The organism is Chryseobacterium sp. MHB01 (genome assembly GCF_034651565.1).
Classification (GTDB): domain Bacteria; phylum Bacteroidota; class Bacteroidia; order Flavobacteriales; family Weeksellaceae; genus Chryseobacterium; species Chryseobacterium nepalense.
Window position 1 is genome coordinate 45,842 of sequence record NZ_JAYEDA010000003.1, and the last position, 20,458, is coordinate 66,299.

At 36.7% G+C, this 20,458-nt stretch carries 18 protein-coding genes; 6 read left to right on the forward strand and 12 right to left on the reverse strand.

Annotation, left to right across the window (positions count from 1 at the left end):
* Positions 1-273 precede the first annotated feature (273 nt).
* A complete protein-coding gene (locus U9K52_RS06430) occupies positions 274-1,644 on the forward strand; it encodes a T9SS type A sorting domain-containing protein (protein WP_322925685.1) in 1,371 nt (456 codons plus the stop codon).
* Positions 1,645-1,718: 74 nt separating this feature from the next.
* Here the strand turns inward: U9K52_RS06430 and amyA are convergent, their stop codons facing one another.
* Positions 1,719-3,194, reverse strand: a complete 1,476-nt coding sequence (amyA, locus tag U9K52_RS06435) for an alpha-amylase (RefSeq protein WP_322925686.1) — start codon at positions 3,192-3,194, stop codon at positions 1,719-1,721.
* Between the two features lie 165 nt (positions 3,195-3,359).
* On the opposite strand from amyA, the gene U9K52_RS06440 reads away from it, so the two are divergent.
* Positions 3,360-3,962, forward strand: a complete 603-nt coding sequence (locus U9K52_RS06440) for a hypothetical protein (RefSeq protein ID WP_322925687.1) — start codon at positions 3,360-3,362, stop codon at positions 3,960-3,962.
* 152 nt (positions 3,963-4,114) lie between these two features.
* Here U9K52_RS06440 and U9K52_RS06445 read toward each other — a convergent pair whose 3' ends face one another.
* Positions 4,115-4,882, reverse strand: coding sequence for a succinate dehydrogenase/fumarate reductase iron-sulfur subunit (locus U9K52_RS06445; protein WP_322925688.1), 768 nt, complete (start codon positions 4,880-4,882; stop codon positions 4,115-4,117).
* A 175-nt stretch (positions 4,883-5,057) separates the two neighbouring features.
* Here U9K52_RS06445 and U9K52_RS06450 point away from each other — a divergent pair, with 175 nt between their 5' ends.
* Together U9K52_RS06450 and U9K52_RS06455 are read left to right on the forward strand one after the other, a co-directional pair.
* On the forward strand, positions 5,058-5,654 hold the full coding sequence (locus tag U9K52_RS06450; RefSeq protein WP_263603168.1) for a ferritin-like domain-containing protein: 597 nt from the start codon (positions 5,058-5,060) through the stop codon (positions 5,652-5,654).
* A gap of 193 nt (positions 5,655-5,847) precedes the next feature.
* Positions 5,848-6,441, forward strand: a complete 594-nt coding sequence (locus U9K52_RS06455; RefSeq protein ID WP_322925689.1) for a Crp/Fnr family transcriptional regulator — start codon at positions 5,848-5,850, stop codon at positions 6,439-6,441.
* Between the two features lie 103 nt (positions 6,442-6,544).
* Here the strand turns inward: U9K52_RS06455 and U9K52_RS06460 are convergent, their stop codons facing one another.
* Both U9K52_RS06460 and U9K52_RS06465 read right to left on the reverse strand, forming a co-directional pair.
* Positions 6,545-7,006 carry an Lrp/AsnC family transcriptional regulator gene (locus U9K52_RS06460; RefSeq protein WP_248393285.1) on the reverse strand — a complete coding sequence of 154 codons (462 nt, stop codon included), beginning with the start codon at positions 7,004-7,006 and terminating at the stop codon, positions 6,545-6,547.
* A 327-nt stretch (positions 7,007-7,333) separates the two neighbouring features.
* Positions 7,334-8,500, reverse strand: a complete 1,167-nt coding sequence (locus U9K52_RS06465; RefSeq protein WP_322925690.1) for a cytochrome-c peroxidase — start codon at positions 8,498-8,500, stop codon at positions 7,334-7,336.
* A 374-nt stretch (positions 8,501-8,874) separates the two neighbouring features.
* Here U9K52_RS06465 and U9K52_RS06470 point away from each other — a divergent pair, with 374 nt between their 5' ends.
* Together U9K52_RS06470 and U9K52_RS06475 are read left to right on the forward strand one after the other, a co-directional pair.
* Positions 8,875-11,052 carry an outer membrane beta-barrel protein gene (locus tag U9K52_RS06470; RefSeq protein WP_322925691.1) on the forward strand — a complete coding sequence of 726 codons (2,178 nt, stop codon included), beginning with the start codon at positions 8,875-8,877 and terminating at the stop codon, positions 11,050-11,052.
* Positions 11,053-11,206: 154 nt separating this feature from the next.
* A complete protein-coding gene (locus U9K52_RS06475; protein WP_322925692.1) occupies positions 11,207-11,506 on the forward strand; it encodes a hypothetical protein in 300 nt (99 codons plus the stop codon).
* Positions 11,507-11,574: 68 nt separating this feature from the next.
* Here the strand turns inward: U9K52_RS06475 and U9K52_RS06480 are convergent, their stop codons facing one another.
* From U9K52_RS06480 to U9K52_RS06515, 8 genes are all read right to left on the reverse strand, one after another.
* Positions 11,575-11,937: a response regulator gene (locus U9K52_RS06480; protein WP_072882970.1), complete on the reverse strand. Its 363-nt coding sequence runs from the start codon at positions 11,935-11,937 to the stop codon at positions 11,575-11,577.
* 38 nt (positions 11,938-11,975) lie between these two features.
* Positions 11,976-12,554: a chemotaxis protein CheB gene (locus tag U9K52_RS06485; RefSeq protein ID WP_248393278.1), complete on the reverse strand. Its 579-nt coding sequence runs from the start codon at positions 12,552-12,554 to the stop codon at positions 11,976-11,978.
* On the reverse strand, positions 12,554-13,384 hold the full coding sequence (locus U9K52_RS06490; RefSeq protein WP_263603173.1) for a CheR family methyltransferase: 831 nt from the start codon (positions 13,382-13,384) through the stop codon (positions 12,554-12,556). The genes U9K52_RS06485 and U9K52_RS06490 overlap by 1 nt, the downstream gene beginning before the upstream one ends.
* Positions 13,384-13,749 (reverse strand): response regulator, encoded by a 366-nt coding sequence (locus tag U9K52_RS06495; RefSeq protein ID WP_322925693.1) that lies wholly within the window; start codon positions 13,747-13,749, stop codon positions 13,384-13,386. Before U9K52_RS06495 ends, U9K52_RS06490 begins: the two co-directional genes overlap by 1 nt.
* Positions 13,750-13,764: 15 nt before the next feature.
* A complete protein-coding gene (locus tag U9K52_RS06500; protein ID WP_263603175.1) occupies positions 13,765-17,382 on the reverse strand; it encodes a response regulator in 3,618 nt (1,205 codons plus the stop codon).
* Positions 17,383-17,388: 6 nt separating this feature from the next.
* Complete coding sequence (locus U9K52_RS06505; protein WP_248393273.1) at positions 17,389-18,864, reverse strand: ATP-binding protein; 1,476 nt, start codon at positions 18,862-18,864, stop codon at positions 17,389-17,391.
* 385 nt (positions 18,865-19,249) lie between these two features.
* On the reverse strand, positions 19,250-20,083 hold the full coding sequence (locus tag U9K52_RS06510; RefSeq protein WP_322925694.1) for a cyanophycinase: 834 nt from the start codon (positions 20,081-20,083) through the stop codon (positions 19,250-19,252).
* Between the two features lie 133 nt (positions 20,084-20,216).
* On the reverse strand, positions 20,217-20,375 hold the full coding sequence (locus U9K52_RS06515) for a hypothetical protein (protein ID WP_322925695.1): 159 nt from the start codon (positions 20,373-20,375) through the stop codon (positions 20,217-20,219).
* Positions 20,376-20,458 lie beyond the last annotated feature (83 nt).

A 20,458-nucleotide genomic window follows, 5' to 3' on the forward strand; every position in this document is an offset into this window, starting at 1 on the left:
TCATAAGAATCAGGCTTTGAAATAAATTTCAAAGCCTGATTCTTTATCTTGTACATCGATCTAAAAAAAATAATAATATTATTAAAAGTTTAAAAATAAACACTAAACACCCTTAAAAGTATCAAATGAGTATCTGTATACTTATTAATTCATTAAAAAAATACATGAATAATTAAATCCAATATATAAATTTGTCCGACTGAATCACACCAATATCATCAAATATTCCCTTTCCGTAATTTAATTTTTTAACATTTATTCAAATACATTATTATGGTAAAAAACGCTTCTTTTAGTTTAAGAAAAGCTGTCATTCTTTTTGGATTGGGACTTACTGGTTTTGTACACAGCCAGTCATGGGACAATGTGGGCTCATCCTCAGTTATTTCAGCAGGGAATTCAAGTTATAACAATCTGGCAGTTGATGCCTTGGGTAATTATTATGTTTCCTATTATGATGTATCTGTTGCCCAGGGATCTGTACAAAAATTCGACGGAACCTCTATGTCTTATCTTGGCGGATCTCCCGGTATTACTCAGGGAACAGCCACTTATAACGCTTTGGTTGCAGATAATCAGGGAAATATTTATTACAGTAATCAGTCATTTTCCCCGACTACCGGAATGGCGGTAAGAAAATTCAGTGCAGGATCATGGAGTGTGCTTACGCAAGCTACCAATTCTATCGTAAACTATCAGGCACTTGCGGTATCATCTAACAACACGCTTTTTGCTTATGGATCAGACGGATCCGGAACCGTAAGGAGATATAACAGCAACGGAAGCTGGGAACAACTTGGAAATGCAGGCTTTGCGGGAGGTGCCACTTTTGCTGAAATGGCAGTGGGTTCTGATAATAATGTTTATGCGTGTCAGGTGACAGGTGGTACTGTAAATGTTTACAGAATCAGCGCCAATGCTTCATCATCAAATTCCTGGAGTCTGGTTGGCGGTACTCCGGCAGGAAATGCTTACAGCTCGGATAATTCTTATTCCGATATTGCGATGTATAATGATACTCCTTTTGTAGTATATGTTTCCAGTACTGCGGAAGGAAGAAAACTCAATGTAAAAAAATTCAACGGTACGTCCTGGGTACAGGTAGGTAGTGCTAACTTTTCCGATACTGTTGTAAATAACACGGCTATTGCTGTATCATCAAACGGAACGCCATATGTTATTGCTGCTGTCTGGGACAGTTCCAGCTCCGATAACGGAAGAAATTTTGTGTATCGCTTTGATGCTTCTACCGGAACCTGGATAAAAGTGGGAGGAAATTTTATTTCATCCGGAGTTTCTACTTTTAATGATATTGCCGTAGATCCTGTGAATAATTACCTGGTTGTAGCGTATTCAGAGAACGGAACAAATTTAAAAAGAATTTCATTAAATGCGCTGTCCGTAAATGATGTTAAAAATAACGACTCATTTTCAGTATATCCAAATCCTACCCACGGAACGGTTACAATTAAAAGCGGTTCTAAAATAAGATCCGCGGAAATAATAAGCGCCTGCGGGCAGACTGTTAATGCAAAGATTACAGATAATCAGGTTGATTTTTCCAGTACTGCTAAAGGATTTTATCTCCTGAAAGTAACATTGGAAAATGGTGCCACATCCGTGAAAAAGATCATTAAAGAATAATAAAAAGTAAAGATTCGGTAAATTAGGATGGCCTGGGGATTTCATATTTGAAGTTCTCAGGTTTTTTTATAAAATTATGGCTGCAGTTTTATCCAGACGCTTACTGAACAGCCATTCACTGAAAATACTGCTTTACCGGCTTCATCTGTTGTTATTACCTCTGTTCTGTGACCAAGAAAATCTTTAAATTTTGAATTCGCATTTTCCTGTCCAAGATCTATTTCCTTGAAACCTTCATCACCGTTGGAGATAATCGTTACACAGCCGAATTTTTCATCGGTACCTTTTCTTACCCAGGCAATACAATCAGGATGATCAAAATATCTGATCTGTTCCCCTATTGCAAACTTTTGTCTGGCGATCAGCAGTTTTGGCAACGCTTCAATTTTAGGCATGGTAACATTTATCTCTTTTCCGTCTACAAGATCGGTATATTCCGCTCCGAAAAGATCCGGATAAAATATACAGGGATAAGCATCTTCGGAAAGCAAAATAATGGCATAGGCAATAGGTTTAAACCAGTCACGTACCGTAGATTCCAAAGCCTGAAGCTTCTGTGTATCGTGATTTTCAACAAATGAAACCGAAAAAACAGGCTTTTCTTCCAGCAAGCTTCCTTCCAGAATACGGCTAAGATCGTACGCTTTTCCTTCTTCCGATGCTTTAAAAAAATTATAATGCAAAGGAGCATCAAAACAGGAAATCAGATCATTCATTTTATCGGAAAAAGCCGTTATTTTTTTAACATCATCTTTCCAGAACTCCCCTAAAATATAGCAATCAGGATTCAGCTCTGTTTTTATGTAAGTAATCCATTCCTTCAGAAAATCGGAAGATAGATGTTTCAGCGCATCCAATCGCAATCCGTCTGCCTTGGTGGTTTCGAGATACCATTTGATCCAGTTTTTCATTTCCTGAACAACATGAGGATTCCGGTATTCTACATCAGCTCCCATCAGGTAATCGTAATTTCCTAATTGATGACTTACGTCGTCAGTCCATTCTGTACCGTATTCATTATGAATTTTAAAAATTCCGGTCTGTTCTTCGCCATCTTTATAAACAATGTCAATCCCGCTAAAACATTGGTAATCCCATATAAAATCCGAATATTTTCCTTGTCTTCCTGGAAAAGTAAATTTGGTGTGTGCAGTTACTTCAAAGGGTTCTGAAATAATCTTGTTACGGTCTTCCTCGTCCACTTGGTGAACTTTTATTTTTTCAGCTTCATCGGCGCCCATTCTGTGGTTAAGCACAATATCGGCATATACTGCAATTCCGTGATGATGCGCTTTTTCAATGGCATTTACATATTCTTCTTTTGTTCCGTAACGGGTAGCAATTCCTCCTTTCTGATCAAACTCTCCCAGATCATAAAGATCATAAATATCGTATCCCCTTCCTTCGAGACCCAGATTGCATTTTGTAGCCGGCGGAAGCCATGCAGCGCTTATTCCAAGGCTTTTTAAATATTCTGCATTTTCTGCAAATTCATTCCAAAGTTTACCCTTGTAATACCAATGGAAATATTGTATAATTACTCCGTTCATAATCTATACTACTCTACGCTTATTCATTTGATTTAAACGAATATCTTAAATAAATTTATTAAAAATTATGATTGCACTCAATTCGAAATAGATGATTGTGACTTTGCTCATAATTAGTTCATAATATTGATACTATCTTTGTTAAACACCTATAAACATAATTGTATGAAAGCAAAACACATTCCCGGAGTCCCCAAGCAGAAAAGCGGAGGATTTCATGATACCGAAAGTACAAAGCCATATAAAGATATTGAAATAGATGCCCAATTTGAAATCCTTAAAAAACGTTTTTTTTCTATTAATGAATGGAAAAAGTATTGCGGAAAGGCATCTTCAGAATTTAAACATTTTAGTGAATCCGGGCAGCCGGTTACGAGAATTCCTCAAAGAGGAGATTTCATAAGAATCGGCATTCCTGGCCCGGGTACGGAAGAAGCCGGAGGATACGACTGGGTAGAAATTGTAAATATTGCCCACCGGGAAACAGATCATTACGAATCTTTTCTTATTTCGTGCAGACCGTCAAGGGATCCTCATCAGCCAAAAGGACGTATTGCTCATTTCTACAATCGTTCGGCAACATCAAATATTATGATTGCTAAAGAAGGCAATATCCTGAAAGTCGGTGTTTATGGCAGGAATGAGAAACCTAATTTTAATGCCGGATTTATGGATAAAGTCAGGAATTTCATGATTGCAGCCGGAGGAATGATCGGTATCGCCAAGATACAGTGGAAACTTCTTACCCAAGGTCTTCTTAATTTTTAAAAATTAAATTTATATCATTCCCGCAGTGCCCGCTTCTGCATATGCCCAGTTTTGTATGTCTTGAGTAAATAATTGCAGAAGATATATTATTATTTCAGAGGCACTATAAATAGGTTTATCTTACAAATTTTTAGTCCAGCTTGCTTTCTTGATCATTTCGTTGTGATCCATGCATTAATATATTCTCTGTTCATCCTTGCGATATTGTCCAGCGAAATATTTTTCGGACATTCCACTTCGCATGCTCCTATCACAGAACAGTTTCCGAAACCTTCTTCATCCATTGCTTTTACCATATTCAGAACTCTTCTTCTGGCTTCTACCCTTCCCTGCGGAAGCAGTGCAAAATGAGAAACTTTAGCTCCCACAAACAGCATCGCGGCACCGTTTGGACAACAGGCAACACAGGCACCACAACTGATACAGGCTGCAGCATCCATCGCTTTATCGGCATTTTCTTTCGGAACAGCAATCGCATTGGCATCGAGTGTATTCCCTGAAGTGTTGACGGAAATAAACCCTCCCGCTGCCATAATCCTGTCAAAAGCACTGCGGTCTGTAATAAGATCTTTAATTACAGGAAAGGCAACACTTCTCCAGGGTTCAACAACAATTGTTTCACCATCCGTAAACATTCTCATATGAAGCTGACAGGTAGTAATTCCGGTATCCGGACCATGTGCCCTTCCGTTGATATATAAAGAACATGTACCGCAGATTCCTTCACGACAGTCGTGGTCAAAAGCGATTGGCTCTTTATCTTCACGAATCAGTTGTTCGTTCAGAATATCAAGCATTTCCAGAAAAGATGAATCAACAGAAACTTCAGAAACTTTATATATTTCAAATTGTCCTTTTGTTTTGCTGTTTTTTTGTCTCCAGATCTTCAAGGTAAGATTCAGTGTTTTTTTAGCAGTCATATAATTATTCTTTTGATTGGGTAATTTTTAAATATACACTTAAAATCATTGCTGCTTTTATGAGCATCCTCATATTCAGCTAAATATTTAGATACCACATATGCGAATTTTGTACAAAGATGGTCTTATAGTTGCAGATTCATCACCAATCAATAATCACTAAATATAATTTATTATGGAAACTAAAACACCAGCTAAAAAAACGGCTGCAAAAACAACAACAACTTCTAAATCTTCTTCTAAAACATCATCTAAATCAACAGCAAAAACTCCTGCTAAAAAAAGCGCAGCGAAAGAGCTGAAAGATCTTTTTGAAGATTCATTAAAAGATATCTATTGGGCAGAAAAAGCACTGGTAAAAGCATTGCCTACAATGATGAAAAATGCTACGGATGAAAAGCTGAAAACCTCTATTGAAAACCACCTTGCCGAAACAGAAAATCAGGTAGTACGACTTGAAGAATGCTTTAAAGCTTTGGGTAAAAAGGCACAGGCAAAAAAATGTGATGCCATGCAGGGACTTCTTGATGAGGCAAAAAGCATTATTGAAGAAACCGAGCCGGGAACTGTAAGAGATGCCGGAATTATTGCAGCAGCCCAGAAAGTTGAACATTACGAAATTGCAACCTACGGAACACTTGCCGCATTTGCAAAAGTCTTAAAAGAAGAAGACTGCCTAAAATATCTTCTTGAAACACTGAATGAAGAAAAAAAATGTGATGAACTGTTGACTAAGGTAGCCGATACCAATCTTAACAGTAAAGCTATGTAAACGCAAATTTTAGCATATTAATAAGAGATCTTTTTCAAAAGGTCTCTTTTTTTTGGTTAAATATTTAAAATATTATAGAAATCGTATAAATGTGGTATTTTTTTTAATAATATCCCTACCACATGGTTTATTATTTGATTTTATTTAAAAGTAATTCAACTAAAATTCATTGTTGGACGATAAAATTTAATATATGATAATTAGTGAAGATTTATTACTAAAATATGGGGCATTTTATGAAAATTATGAACCCGGTGAAACGATCTTTTATGAAGGAAATATGCCTAAATTTTATTTTCAGATTTCCAGCGGTATTGTAGAGCTTAATAACTATCATGAGGACGGTAAGGAATTTACTCAGAATATTTTAAGACATGGCCAGAGTTTAGGAGAATCTTTTTTGTTTGACGACAAATTGTATCCTACCAACGCAACGGCTAAAACCGAATGCAAGATTCTTAAACTTCCTAAAAATGATTTTATCAATCTTCTGAAGAATAATCCTGAAGTTTCTTCAAAAATGTTCCGGTGTCTTGCTGATATTTTATACAATAAATATATTATGCTTTTTAATATTTCTTCTTCGGATCCAATATCGAAAATAAAAACAGTAATGGATTGTCTTAAGGGGAACAACAATAAAAACCAGTACTCATACGAAGTTCCGCTTACGAGACAGCAGCTTGCAAATCTTACAGGTCTCCGTGTGGAAACAGTAATAAGAACCATCAAGAAAATGCACAACAGCAACCTCGTGAAAATAGAAAACAGAAAAATTTATTATTAGAGATAGAATTACTTTTTATATGATTTGATTAAGAGATTTCAGGTTCCTGAAATCTCTTATGTTGTATATCTGATTTTTAAATGACGAATGTTATTATAGCTGTTTAAATTGTCAGTCCATGGGTGTTCTTTACCTGGGCCATGACAAAAGTACTGTGTGTACTTCCGATGGAAGGAACTGCTCCCAATATATTGAAAACAAAGTTTTGATACTGCTTCATATCCCGTACATACACTTTCAGAAGAAAATCAAAATCACCGGAAATACTGTAACATTCTGCTACCTCTTCAATTTCAAGGATTTCCCGTTCAAATTCCACGGCGAGATAGCTGTCGTTGCTCTTTAGCTTTAGCTGACAGTATACCGTGAAACCAAGATTCAGTTTTTCGGCATCCAGAATAGCGGCATATTTTTTAATATATCCTTCCTGCTCCAATCTTTTAACCCGCTCGAAGACAGGTGATGGTGAAAGGTTTACTTCTTTTGCAAGTTCTTTCACCGTCAGTTTTGAATCGTTTTGTAGTAATCTTAGCAGCTGTAAATCTTTGTCGTCCAAATTGTCCATAGAATAATATTCTTTAAATATTGATACAGGACCAAATATAAAGAATTTTATTCTTTAATATTTATTAAAAAAAGTATTTTTTGCTTAATAAATTCCAATTGTATAATATATTATTCTTTATCCCTATTTTTACTAAAGACAATAACTCATTAAGCGTACTCCGCTGAATGGTTTCAATAAAAAGTAAAGGGAATATTTTATGTGAGAGACGCTCCTTTTCTGGAGTGCTCTCTTTTTTAGAAAGAACAAATATAATATAGTTAAAAATTACAATTAGTAAATTAATCTTAGGGGAGGCAGTTTTACATTTTTTGTATAACTGCTTTTTTATTTTGGTAATTCAGGGATTGTAATTCTTTCTGCTTTAGAAGACAAGGTTTTCAGAAAAGCTTCAAGCTGGGCAATTTCTCTATCAGACAGTTCAAGCATTCGTACCATTCCGGATTTTTCCGATTTTAAAGTAATGCCTTCATGAATGGTAGTCCGTTTTTGGGAATACTCGGGATTTCCTCTGCTATAAAACGCTATTACTTCCTGTAAAGTAGCCATAGATCCGTTGTGAAAATAAGGTCCCGTACGGGAAACTTCTCTTAATCCGGGAACCCTGAACTTTCCGGCATCATCTACATTTTTTGTTACAAGATATCTTCCCAGATCCTCTCCCTGCTCCCCTAGTAACGATGTCCCGATATTTTCAAATGTATTGTTGGAAAAATATCCTGAATTATGGCAATTGATACACTGAGCTTTTGCTCTGAAAAGATGAAGTCCCATTAATTCGTCATCGGTATACACATCAGCTTTGCCGTCAATAAAATAATCAAATTTACTTGGGGAACTTCTAACCGTTCTCTCAAAGGTTGCAATCGCTTTTGAAATACGTTCTTTAGTAACGGATTTATCGCCAAATGCTTTTTCGAATAAAACCTGATAACCTTTTATAGCAGCAATCTTACCGGCTGCCATATCCATATGCCCGCTCATTTCCCGTTGGTCTTCAATGGGTTTTTGTGACTGTTCTTCCAGGGAATTGACACGGCCGTCCCAGAAAGGATTTTTAGCATATGCTGTATTGATGATACTCATGGCATTTCGCACTCCAAGCTGGCGGTCGTGGCCAAAAGAAAAAGTTCTGTTGTCACACCATCCCAACTCAGGATCGTGACACGATGCACAGGCTATCTGTTCCGATTTTGAAAGACGCGGATCAAAGAAAAGTGTTTTTCCCAACAATTCTTTTTCGGAAGAATATTGATTATCAGACGGAAAAGAAATTTCCGGTAAATGTCCTATTTCAGAGAAGGTTGAGATAGATTCGGGATCAAGAACAGGTTTAGGCCATTTGGAAGGATCACCGGAAGAATACAAATTTCTCAGTTTATCCATAAAAGCAGCCTTTTCCCTGATTTCCTTTTTAACGGAAGTATTCAGGCAATTGTTTAAGACTGATACAAGAATAAATAAAACGAGAATCCAGCTGATCGCATTCTTCATGGCATTCAATTTCAGCAAAAATAGATATTTTTAAGGATAATTTATATTTAGCAAAAACTGAAAAATTCACTTTCAAAAAAAACATTGCAGGTAATTCGCGGCTGTTTTCATTTTATTGAGCATTATTAAGAAAATTTAATTCATAATTTTTTTTATTTATAATTGCCTGATATTTTTTTCTGCCCCTCTCTATTTATTTTCCATAACAGCACTATAATGAACTGCTTATAAAAAACACACGGATATTTGCTGAGAAATAAACCAATAAAAGAATTTAAAAAAAATAAAATAAATGAAAAATATGTGGTAGAATTAATTCTAGCGATGTAACAATAACCCACACAAAGGTGTCTTATATCTAAAACTTAGTTTTAATGAAAACCATTTTAATACCTATCGCCCTATTGGCCGGCATACTTACCTTTGCACAAACAGAAAAGGACACGATAAAAACGCAGGAGAAAGAGATTGAAGCTGTAACGGTAACCGCAAGAAAGCCGACTGTAGAGTCTAAAGTAGACCGCACTGTTTTCAATGTTGCCAACAGCTCAATCCTTGCAGGAAATACAACATGGGATGTTCTGAGAATGACACCGCTGGTAAGTATTGATAATAATGATGCGATAAAGGCGGAGGGAGAATCTGTAACGGTTTATATCAATGACAGGAAATCCGTATTTACAGGAAAAGAGCTTAAGGAATATTTAAAAACCATTCCGGCGGACAATCTTATGAAAATAGAAGTGATTACAAGCCCTTCTTCCCGCTATGAAGCTACAGGAACCGTTATCAATATTGTTCTTAAAAAACGGGATGATGAAGGACTAAAAGGCAGTGTTACGCTTAACAACAGACAGAATACAAAAAATTCCCAGTATACCAACTTTAACCTGAATTATCACAGGAAAAATTTTACACAAACGCTTATCGGAAGCTATAGTGACAATACTTATGTTCAGAGAAATTCGAGCTTTTATACATGGTATCAGGATAATTCTACCAACCAGATCGATAGCTATATTATTGGAAGAAGCAAAAGTCCGTCGGTTTCATCAACATCGGAATTTGAAATTAACAATAAAAATACGGTAGGCATAATTCTGGAATACTACCAGAGCAATTCTACCTCCAATTCTGAAGCCGACAGAAAAGATTTCATTAATAACGATTTCACAAGTTCTTACGAGCAAAACCAGAATTCAAAAGGGCTTAACCGTAATTTGGGAACCAATATCTTCTACAAATGGTATGATAAAGAAAAAAATAAAATTCTGGATATAAATCTGGGAACCAATTATTATGGGCAATCCGATGACAGCTATTTTATCAATAATATCTTCTCAGTGGCAGACGGATCATCCACAAGAGACCTGGGCGTAATCACAGATACGGAAAACAGAAATTATTATGCTAAGATTGATTATACACAACCAATCGGAAAAGAGGGTGCGAATTTTGAAGTAGGCGGTAAAATAAACTTCAACAACAACGTGATCCCCAATAATTTATACGGAAATATGCTGAGCGGACTAAGTGCTAATGACATTTTTCATTATGAAGATCAGATTACATCGTTATATGCCAACTACAGCAGAACATTCTTCAAAAAGCTGGAAACAAGAATCGGGCTTCGTTATGAATATATTGATTACAGGATCCGTCAGGATGTAGGAAGTGCTTACCGAAAAGACGGCTACGGCAGTTTTCTTCCTAATATTTTGCTGAAATATACATTTTCCGATAAATATGAGCTGAGTTTAACTTACAACAGAAATATCTGGAGACCCTGGTACGCAGAATTTAATCCGTTTATGACCCCGAATACCGACGGAATTTACAGCCGCGGGAATATAGAACTCAATCCCAATCCAAGTGACAGGCTGTATATGAAGCTTGGAATCCTGAAAAAATATTTTATCTCTGCAAGGTATATGTTTACCGATCAGGATTACTGGACGGATTATGTTAAAGAAGAAATTGATGTGAATGGTAAAAAAGAAACTATTAATATTACCCAGCCTTCTAACTTCGCCGGGAAAGTTCACAAATATTATCTTTATGCAAACACCAACCAGACTTTCTTTAAGAATAAATTTACTGTGAATCTCGGGCTTGGATGGTATTACATCGACAATAGTGATTTTAATGCGAAAAATGGTATTAAAAGCAATGCCTACATCAGTTACCTGAGTGCTTCCACCAATTTGTCTTACACCAACCTTTTTAATAAAAATATTAACCTGAGTGCCTGGGTAGAAGTTTCTAATCAGAATAATGGAAATTCCACCACCAACAGAGCCAATGTATTCCATAATATTTCTGCAACCAAAATATTCCCTAAAACACAGATGGAAGTCAGCCTTCAGCTGATGAATATTTTCCAGAGACCGAACTATGATGCCACAACGTACAACCAGCAGGGATTTGTAAGGAGTTCTTCAAAATGGGATTGGTACGGTGCTTCCATATCATTTGTAAAACGTTTCGGAAACCAGAAAGTGAAAGAAAACACCAAGACCGATGTTGAGAAAAACGGCGGTGGAGGTAAGTAAATTATTCATCCTTATTTTAGAGCACGGATGTTGAAGCTTTATTGCTCATCATCCGTCTTTTAAGCTTTCATTAAACAATCATAAAAAATTGCCAAATGTCTTATTTTTATGGATTATGGCACGGATATTTTATAGATATTAAAAAATACTTAAGATGACACCAAGCTCTGAAATAAGAAGGATGATTAAAAAATATTTAACGATATCTGTTAAATCACAATTTGATCTTGACATAAATCTTGAAAAAGAATATGCTCTAACGGAAAATTTAGTTTCTAAAAAAACAATTGTTGCTCCTACTTTCACGAAAAATATATTATCGAGACCGGGACTGAAATTGTTTTTGACATCACTGATTACCGAAATTAACAATGAAAAATGCAGTATGGAATTCATTATGGAAAAGATTAAATCTTTGCGCGGAAATGATTCTCAGCATATGCAGATGATATAAAAAGAATATCCCGGTACGAATACCGGGATTATTTATGTGTAAATAGCTTGTAAATTTCTTGTCATTTTTTACTGTAAAAAATTGGCGACCTTTTCTTCGAGATCTTCAAGATTGAATGGCTTTGCAACATAATCGTCTGCCTGAGCCTGTTTGGCGAGAGCCACGATGTCGTTATTAGCCGTTACATAAATGACCGGAATGTGTTTAAATTCCTCATGATTTTTCAGAAGTCTTGTAGCTTCCACCCCGCCGATTTTCGGAATCCAGTTATCCATAAGAATAACGTCCGGCTTATATTGCGCCACTCTTTCCAGAATATCGTGCGAAGTTTCGGAAATTTCCACCTGATAACCATTTTCTTCAAAAATGATGCTGATCACCTCAAGAATCGTAGTGTCATCATCAAAAATCAGGATTTTCTTTTTGTTCATATTCTTACTTAGTTGTTAGGGATTACTTTTTATATTTATTATAACTGATTGATATATTCGGATAGATTTTCGGGTTTTATAATTTTGTCATACGGTACTGCTTCTATGGCATGCCTGGGCATATAATCAACCTCTGCTGTTTCCGGATCCTGAATCCATACTTTCCCCCTGTTTTTTTTGATATAAGATAAACCTTCCACACCATCGGCATTGGCGCCCGACAAAAGTACACCGATTAGATGCTCACCATAAATTTCAGCAGCAGATTTAAAGGTTACATCAATAGACGGACGGGAATAGTTCATTTTTTCCGAGCTGTCCAGCGACATCACTTTTTTATCCTCAAAAAGGACATGATAATCTGCGGGGGTAATATATATTTTATTGTTTTCAATCTCTGTTTTATCATCTATCTCTACAACATCCAGCGGCGATAACTGCTGCAGTAATGCCTGAAGAATATTGGTAGAATGTGCTTTCCGGTGAAGCACCAGCAAAACAGGAACAGATATTACATCATTTAGTTTTTTAATCATATCAAGAATAACCTTGAGGCTTCCTGCGGAACCTCCTATAATTACTAATTCTGTTTTTATATTTTCGTTATTCAATATCATTAATTATGATCTAATTTTTTCCAGATTCTCTGATCGTCAACCTGATGATAATTTTCATCTAATTTAGAAAATCTTAGGGTTTCTTTCGCACCTAATGCTAAAAAACCTAAATTTTCCAGACTATTATCAAATAAACGGAAAACTCTTTCCTGCAAACCCCGGTCAAAATAAATCAGCACATTTCTGCATATAATCAGCTGAAAACTGTTAAAAGAGCTGTCTGAAACCAGGTTATGAGTTGAAAGAATTAATTTTTCCTGTAAACTTTTATCAAATTTTACACTGTCGTAATTCGCTGTATAATAATCCGAAAAATCCTTTTTTCCTCCTGATAATATGTAATTTTCAGAATATAATTTCATCTGCTGCAGCGGGAAAACTCCCGATCTTGCCTTTTCAAGTACTGAGGGATTCAGATCTGTTCCGTAAATAAGGGATTTGTGGTAAAGATTGGCTTCTTTCAGAAGAATCGCGATTGAATAGGCTTCCTCTCCCGTAGAGCATCCTGCCACCCAGATTCTTATCAGCGGATATGTTCCCAGCTGGGGCAATATTTTTTCCCTTAATGCTTTAAAAAATAACGGATCCCGAAACATTTCCGTAACGTTTACGGTAATTTCTTCGATGAAGCGCTTCAGATATTCCGGATCATTCAGAATGGTATAGCGCAGTTCGGCAAAACTGGTAAAACGGTCTATTAAACAGATACGGTTTACCCTGCGTTTAAAAGACGCCCTGCTATACTCTGAAAAGTCGTAGCCATACATATCATAAACATCTTTAATCAAGTATTCTACCTCTTCATCTTTTATGATACTAGGTTCCAGCATTATGGTAATTTTTCAATGGCATTTATTAACTGATCCACATCAATCGGTTTTGATATGTAATGATTGGCTCCTGCATCAATACATTTCTGACGGTCTTCCGGCATAGCCTGAGCCGTAACGGCAATCACCGATACTTCACTGATGGCGGGCGTGCTTCTGATGATCCTGGTGGCTTCATAACCGTCCATCTCCGGCATCATCATATCCATAAGTACAGCAGAAAACTGATTGTCTTTTTTAAGAATATTAATAGCTTCCTGAGCCATGGTACAGCTTTCTATCTGATACCCCCTGGATTTCAGGGTCAGTTTCAGGGCAAATATGTTTCGCGGATCATCGTCCACAATCAAAATTTTTTTATTCATCAGAATTTTAGCTGTTTACATTTCATATAACCAAACTCTAAGTAAGGATAATAACTGATCAATATCTACCGGTTTCGAAATATAGTCCGAAGCACCGGCAGTGATGCATTTTTCACGTTCCCCGATCATTGATTTTGCGGTAATGGCAATTATCGGCAACCTTGTATACATCGGCATTTTTCTAATCTGCTTTATCGTTTCGTAGCCATCCATTTCCGGCATCATCATATCCATCAGAATAACATCTACATCAGGATGTTCCTTGATCTGCTGCAAGGCGTGTTTTCCGTCCATTGCCACAACTACTTCCACTTTATATTTTTCCAGTGCTTTTGTTAAAGAGAAAATATTTCGTACATCATCATCGGTAATCAGTATTTTTTTACCGCTTAATACTTCAGTTAAAGATCCCAGTGTTTTACTTCTTACGGTTTCAAGAGAATTATTTTTTTCTTCAACCAAATGCAGGAACAATCCTACTTCGTCCAGAATTCTCTGGTAAGAGTGTGCCGTTTTTACAACGATAGAATCTGCATATTGCTTTATTTTCAGTTCTTCTGACTTAGACAAATTCCGTTCCGTAAATATGATAATCGGAAGATTTTCCAGACCGTCATAGCTCTTTATGGATTCAATAATCTGGTATTCATCTCCTTTTGAAGATCCGATATCTAAAATTACACAATCTACATGACTGGCGGTAAGTGCTTTTACACTATCTTCCACATTCGTCTGCACCGATAACGAGATATTAAAATTGCTTAAGAAATACGAAAGTGCACTCGCATGCTTCGCATTTTCTTCAACAATAAGTACTTTCTGCGGAGATTTGCTGAGTACTTCTTCAATCTTTCTGAACACTTCAGTCATCTGATCTAATGCAACCGGCTTGTTGATGAAATCAATAGCTCCTTTCATCAGACTTTCCTTTTTTACATGCAGCACAGACATCATATGTACCGGAATATGTCTGGTTTCAGGGTTGGACTTCAGTTCATCCATTACCTGCCATCCGTCTTTTACCGGTAGCTGAACATCAAGGAGAATCGCGTGCGGACGATATTTCAATGCCGCAGAAATACCGTGATCTCCCCTTACCACTACAACAGCTTTATATTTCTGCATCCGGGCATATTTTAAAAGCGCTTTGGCAAAATTGGTGTCATCTTCAATAATAAGAATTACTTTGTCACCATCCTGGATACTCTCTCTGTCATCAGCTACATCTTCCGGAATTTCCAGGGAATTGATGGCGTTATAATACTCTTCTTCTCCGTCATCCAGAATGTTTTTTATTTCCTCCACATCTTCTCGGATGATCTCTACAAGATCCTGATCAGTTTCCATTGGTGCTATTTCAGATTCAGTTATTGCGCTTACCGGAATACTAAGACAGAATTCGCTTCCTTCATTTACTTTGCTTTCCAGGGTGAGTTCACCACCTAAAAGCCTTGCAATTTCTCTGCTGATGGACAAACCGAGACCTGTACCTCCAAATTTTCTTCTTGTGGAACCATCTGCCTGCTGGAATGCTTCGAAGATAATTTTCTGCTTGTCTTCTGCAATACCTATTCCCGTATCTTTTACAGAGAAAACAATAAAGTCTTTCTTCTTATTATCTTTTTTAATATTTAAATTGATACTTCCTTCTGTGGTAAATTTCAGAGCGTTTGACAATAAATTCCTTAATACCTGATCTACTCTTAAACGGTCAGTTTCAATGGTATTGTTCAGCTCCCTGTCAATCTGTACGTTAAACTGAAGCTTTTTCTCCTGGAAGACCGGGTTAAAGAGGTTCTTTAAATCTTTAACGATATCATTAATTTCCACATCCTGATATTCCAGTGTCATTTTTCCGGATTCTATTTTTGCAAGATCAAGAATCTCATCAATCAGCGTCAGAAGGCTGCTTCCTGAGCTTTGAATTACTTTAGCCGATTCAATCTGATCTTCATTCAGGTTTTCTTCCGGATTTTCTGCCATCAAACGGGATAAAAGCAGAATTGAATTAAGCGGTGTACGTAATTCGTGAGACATATTTGCAAGAAATTCAGATTTATATTTTGTGCTTAAAGCCAATTCTTCTACTTTTTTCTGAATTTCACTGTTACGTTCTGCAATCAGATGATTTTTTTCTTCCAGCAATCTTGATCTTTCTTCCAGCTCTGCATTGGCCTGCATCAGCTCTTCCTGCTGCACTTTCAGTTCTTCTTCAGAAGCCTGCAGCTTTTGGGTTTGTGCTTCAAGTTCCGTATTCAGGTTTTCAAGTTCCGAATGCTGCACCTGTAATTCTTCGGACTGTGCCTGTGTTTCTTCCAGAAGCTGCTGTTCTTTTTCGCGGCTTTTCGCAGCGTTGAGCGCAACCCCGATATTTCTTGTACATTCAATGAAATAATCAATTCTGCTTTCATCAAAATTATTGGTAGATCCCAGTTCCAGCACCCCGATAATGTTGCCGTCTGCAAAAACCGGCAGTAGTAATATTCCGTAAATTTTTATGGTACTGCTGGCAAAGGTTACTACAAAATCTTCTTCATGAAGATTATTATAAACCTGTGTTTTTTTGCTAATGAAAGTTTGTCCTACCATTCCTTCTCCGGGTTCAAAAACTTTTTTCATATTGTTTTCCAGTCCGAAAGCAGCTTTCAATTTCAGCATTCCTTCATCATAAAGATAAATTGATCCGTTGATGCATTTTCCATATTCAATGATCTGTTTCAGGGCATTATCTGAGACTTCCTGTACCGATTTGTTCCCCATAAGAGATTCATTAAGCAAAGCAAGACCTTTCTGGCGCCAGTCGCTGGCATTAATTTTATCGAAAGAAATTTTCAATGATTCGGTCATGTGATTAAGTGACTCGGCAAGATCTCCAAGATCGTCCTGGGAGTTATCTGTCGCCCTTTGGTTATAATCTCCGTTGGCAACCCTGTTGGCAATTTCACGGATTGCACTTACTCTTTTGCTGATTTCAATATCTTTAGCCTGAAGCGCCCTTTCAAGCTTGTCCCTGCGAATAAGGTCTGCCCGTAATTTCAGATAAAAGAATGTGGTTACTACAATGGCAGCAATGGCAGAAAAGATGATGAATAAAACCGTAGTGTTGGATGATCTGGTAAGGTCTTTGTTTTTGATAGCGAGCTGTGACTCTTCGGTTTGTACAAATTCCTGAACAATTTTCCGGCATCTGTCCATATATGATTTACTCATAAGAACCTGCTCCTGGCTCATGACAATGCCTTTTTTCCTGTTGTCTACAAAATGTTTCAGATTTGAAATGTTCGTGTTAACATTTCGTTCAAGCTCATGTAAAAGTTTCACCTGATTTTCATCGGTAATATCAAGGTTTTTTGCCCGCTCTATTGCTTTTGGAAATTCAATAAGGCTGCGATTGAAAGGATCGAGGAAATTTTCCCGGCCGGTAAGCTGATATCCCCGGCTCCCGGTTTCAGCATCCAGTAAAGAAATCAAAACATCTTTAACGGCAGTGATGGATCTCCGGCTTTTTGAAAGGCTTTCCCGATTTTCCATCTGTTTTTGTATGCTTACATAAGAGGCAATTGAACTCGCAATCAGTATCACTAAAGAGAGTCCTACTCCAAACTGAAGATTTCTTATAATTTTTTTCGGCATTGAAAATTAGTTTAATGGTAATGTGAAATAAAACGTAGATCCTTCATCTACTTTACTGGAAACACCAATACTTCCATGATGCTGCTTAATGATTTCAGAGCATATGAATAATCCTATCCCCATCCCCTGAAACTGGAGGGAAGATTCTTCAACACGATAAAACTTCCTGAAAACAGCTTCCTGCTTGAAATCCGGAATACCGATTCCAAAATCGGTGACATTTACCTTTACTTCCTGCTCTTCTTCATCTACGAAAGTGGTAACAATTACCTGATTGTTTTTAGGAGAATATTTAATAGCGTTCGTTAAAAAATTGATGAGGACCTGCTCAATGCGGATTTCATCAAGCGGAATAAGAATATCGGGCTTCACGCCGTCGCGTTTTATTTTCACACGATTTTCATCATGAGTCTGAAGAATGGTATCGATCGCATTGCTGATAACACTTTCCAGATTGGTTGGTTTTTTATTAATTTTAAGCTTACCGTTTTCTATTTTGGAAACATCAAGCAAATCGGTAATAAGGGTATTAAGTTTTTCGATCTGGTCCTGAACTTTAGTCACGAAACCTGCTTCGGCACTTTCCTTATCAAGCTTAAGTTTCCTTTCAAGAAGCTGAACATATGCTTTGATACTTGTTAAAGGAGTTTTGAGTTCGTGGCTGGCAATACTCAGGAATTCATCTTTTTCCTTTTCTACTTTCTTCTGATCGTCGATATCCGTAAAAGTTCCCACCCAGTTTTTGATTGAGTCTCCGTCATAGACAGGAGTTACCCTAAGAAGATGATAACGATACTTACCGGATTCCATTTTCTTGATTCTGACTTCAAGTTCTAAGGCGGTTCCTTTTTTTCTGCAACGCTTTAATTCTTCTTTGATATTGAAATCATCAGGATGGGTCTCGGGAAATTGTTTTTCAGATTGGGAATATTCGTACCACTTGCCATTTACAAAATCTATGACTCCTTCTTCATTTAATGTAAAAGCGATCTGCGGAAGTGATTCCAGCATCAGATGAAAATGATCGATCTGTGACTTCATGGTAACCTGGGATTCCCTTCTGCCTTTTACTTCAAGCTCCAGGCTTTGCTGCGCTTTCTTCATCGCGAGATTCTGTTCCTGAAGACTGTAGAACGTTTTCACCTTCAGCATAAGAATTTCGGGGTCTACCGGTTTTGTCACGTAGTCTTTACCTCCTGAAGCGTAACCCCGTGTAATAAATCTTTTCTCAGTATTTACCGCAGACAAAAATATAATAGGTACTTCTTTGGTTTTGCTATAACCGGCAAGTGTTTCGGCCACTTCAAAACCATCCATATCGGGCATCTGTACGTCTAAAATAATTAATGCATAATCATTCTTCAGTGCTTTTCCCAACGCTACTTCACCGGAGTCAGCCGTATCCACCTGAAAATCTTTTGATTCCAGTAGTTTTTTCAGGGAATAAAGGTTGCTCTGGTTATCATCAACAATTAAGATCATAGAAATATAAAATCAATAATTAATTATATTTAGTTCAACATCAAAAATACTCACAATATTCCGAAAAACAGTAATGTTTTAGCGATTATAGTTGTAGGTACCACATTACTGTGAATATTATTTAACATTAAAAAAATTGTAAAGGACGAAGCAATATTTATTCCACTGAATCAATATTTTAGAAATATTTTTAATTTAAAATGAAATAAACTTAGAAAATTTTCCTTTAAAATTATAATTCACGGCACAGTGTTTGAATATTGACTGGCAACACTTTTTCACTTAAATATATACTTTCAAATTATAAACCCCTGTATTATCAGGGGTTTATTGTTTTTCAAGTGTGATTATAACCTACGGTACATATTCTTCTATACCTGTAAGTTTACTCTGCGCCTTTAAAAATTTTCTCGTTAAAATCAAACATACAATTGTCTGTTAAGATATGTACTTTAAGATTTTCAGCATAAATAGGCGATCCTTTTTTCACCGTATCAATATTTGTTTGTCCAATATTTTCAGCGTTTAGCAGCCAAACCATACCAGATCCGCGACACGTTGCTTTATATCCTTCCTCAATAAGCAGTGCCGTATCTTCACCTAGACCAATTCCCCAGCAATGCTGATGAAGGATAACAGCGTGCGCAAGCCTTCCGAACCTGGCGCGATGCACGAAATGAGTATCTATAATGCAGTTATCAATAAAGCCCAATCCGGAATTCAGTTCAATGTCATGTTCAAGCATTGCTTCACCATTTACGGCTTCCATAATGATGATTTCCGGAATACACATGGCGCCGGCACTGGTACCTGCAATGGTGAAATCTTTCTCATTGGTGTATTTTTCCTTAAGTAAATATTTCAATGCAGAATCTTTTAATTTTTCATAAATCCTGCGTTGATCTCCACCCGTAAAAAATACTGTTTTTGCTGCTGAGACTCTTTTAAACTGATAATCAGTATGCAATTGATCATCGCAGAGATCCAGAAAGTCAAAATTAGTATATCCAATTTCAATAAATGTTTTGGTATAGGTCTCCCGAATACTTTCCGGCTCGGAGCTTGCGATTGTAATAACCTCAATCCTCTCATCTTTTGAAGCAGTGAGAAGCTTTAAAATTTCATGTGGTGAAAAATCTTTGTTTTTTTTCTCCATTTCGGAGTCGTTCCCGTTTTTATCTTCCTTCCCTCCTATGATTAACAATCTTCCTTTTGCCATATTATACTATTCTGCAGTTGGTGTAAAGTATTTTATTTATGTACGTATTCAGAACTTCCCCGTTTTTCAGCGGACAGCCTCAAGAATATTACCTTTAAGGTTTCCACGAATAGGATGTTCATTTCTTAAATTGTTATTCATTATCCGTCGGTACATTCTTAAGATTATCATGGTTCTGCAGCGTGTCAGAGCGTTGCTCAAGGGTATTAATGGTGTCAGATTGGCGGTTGTTAACGGTTTCCCCTTTGTTTTCCTGATCAGTATACTGCGTTTCTGATTTTGTGCAGCCCATAGTGACTGTAAAAATAAACACTGTGAAAATTATTTTTTTCATATTTAAAAATTTGGTATTCTCAAACTTATTGAATAATCGAT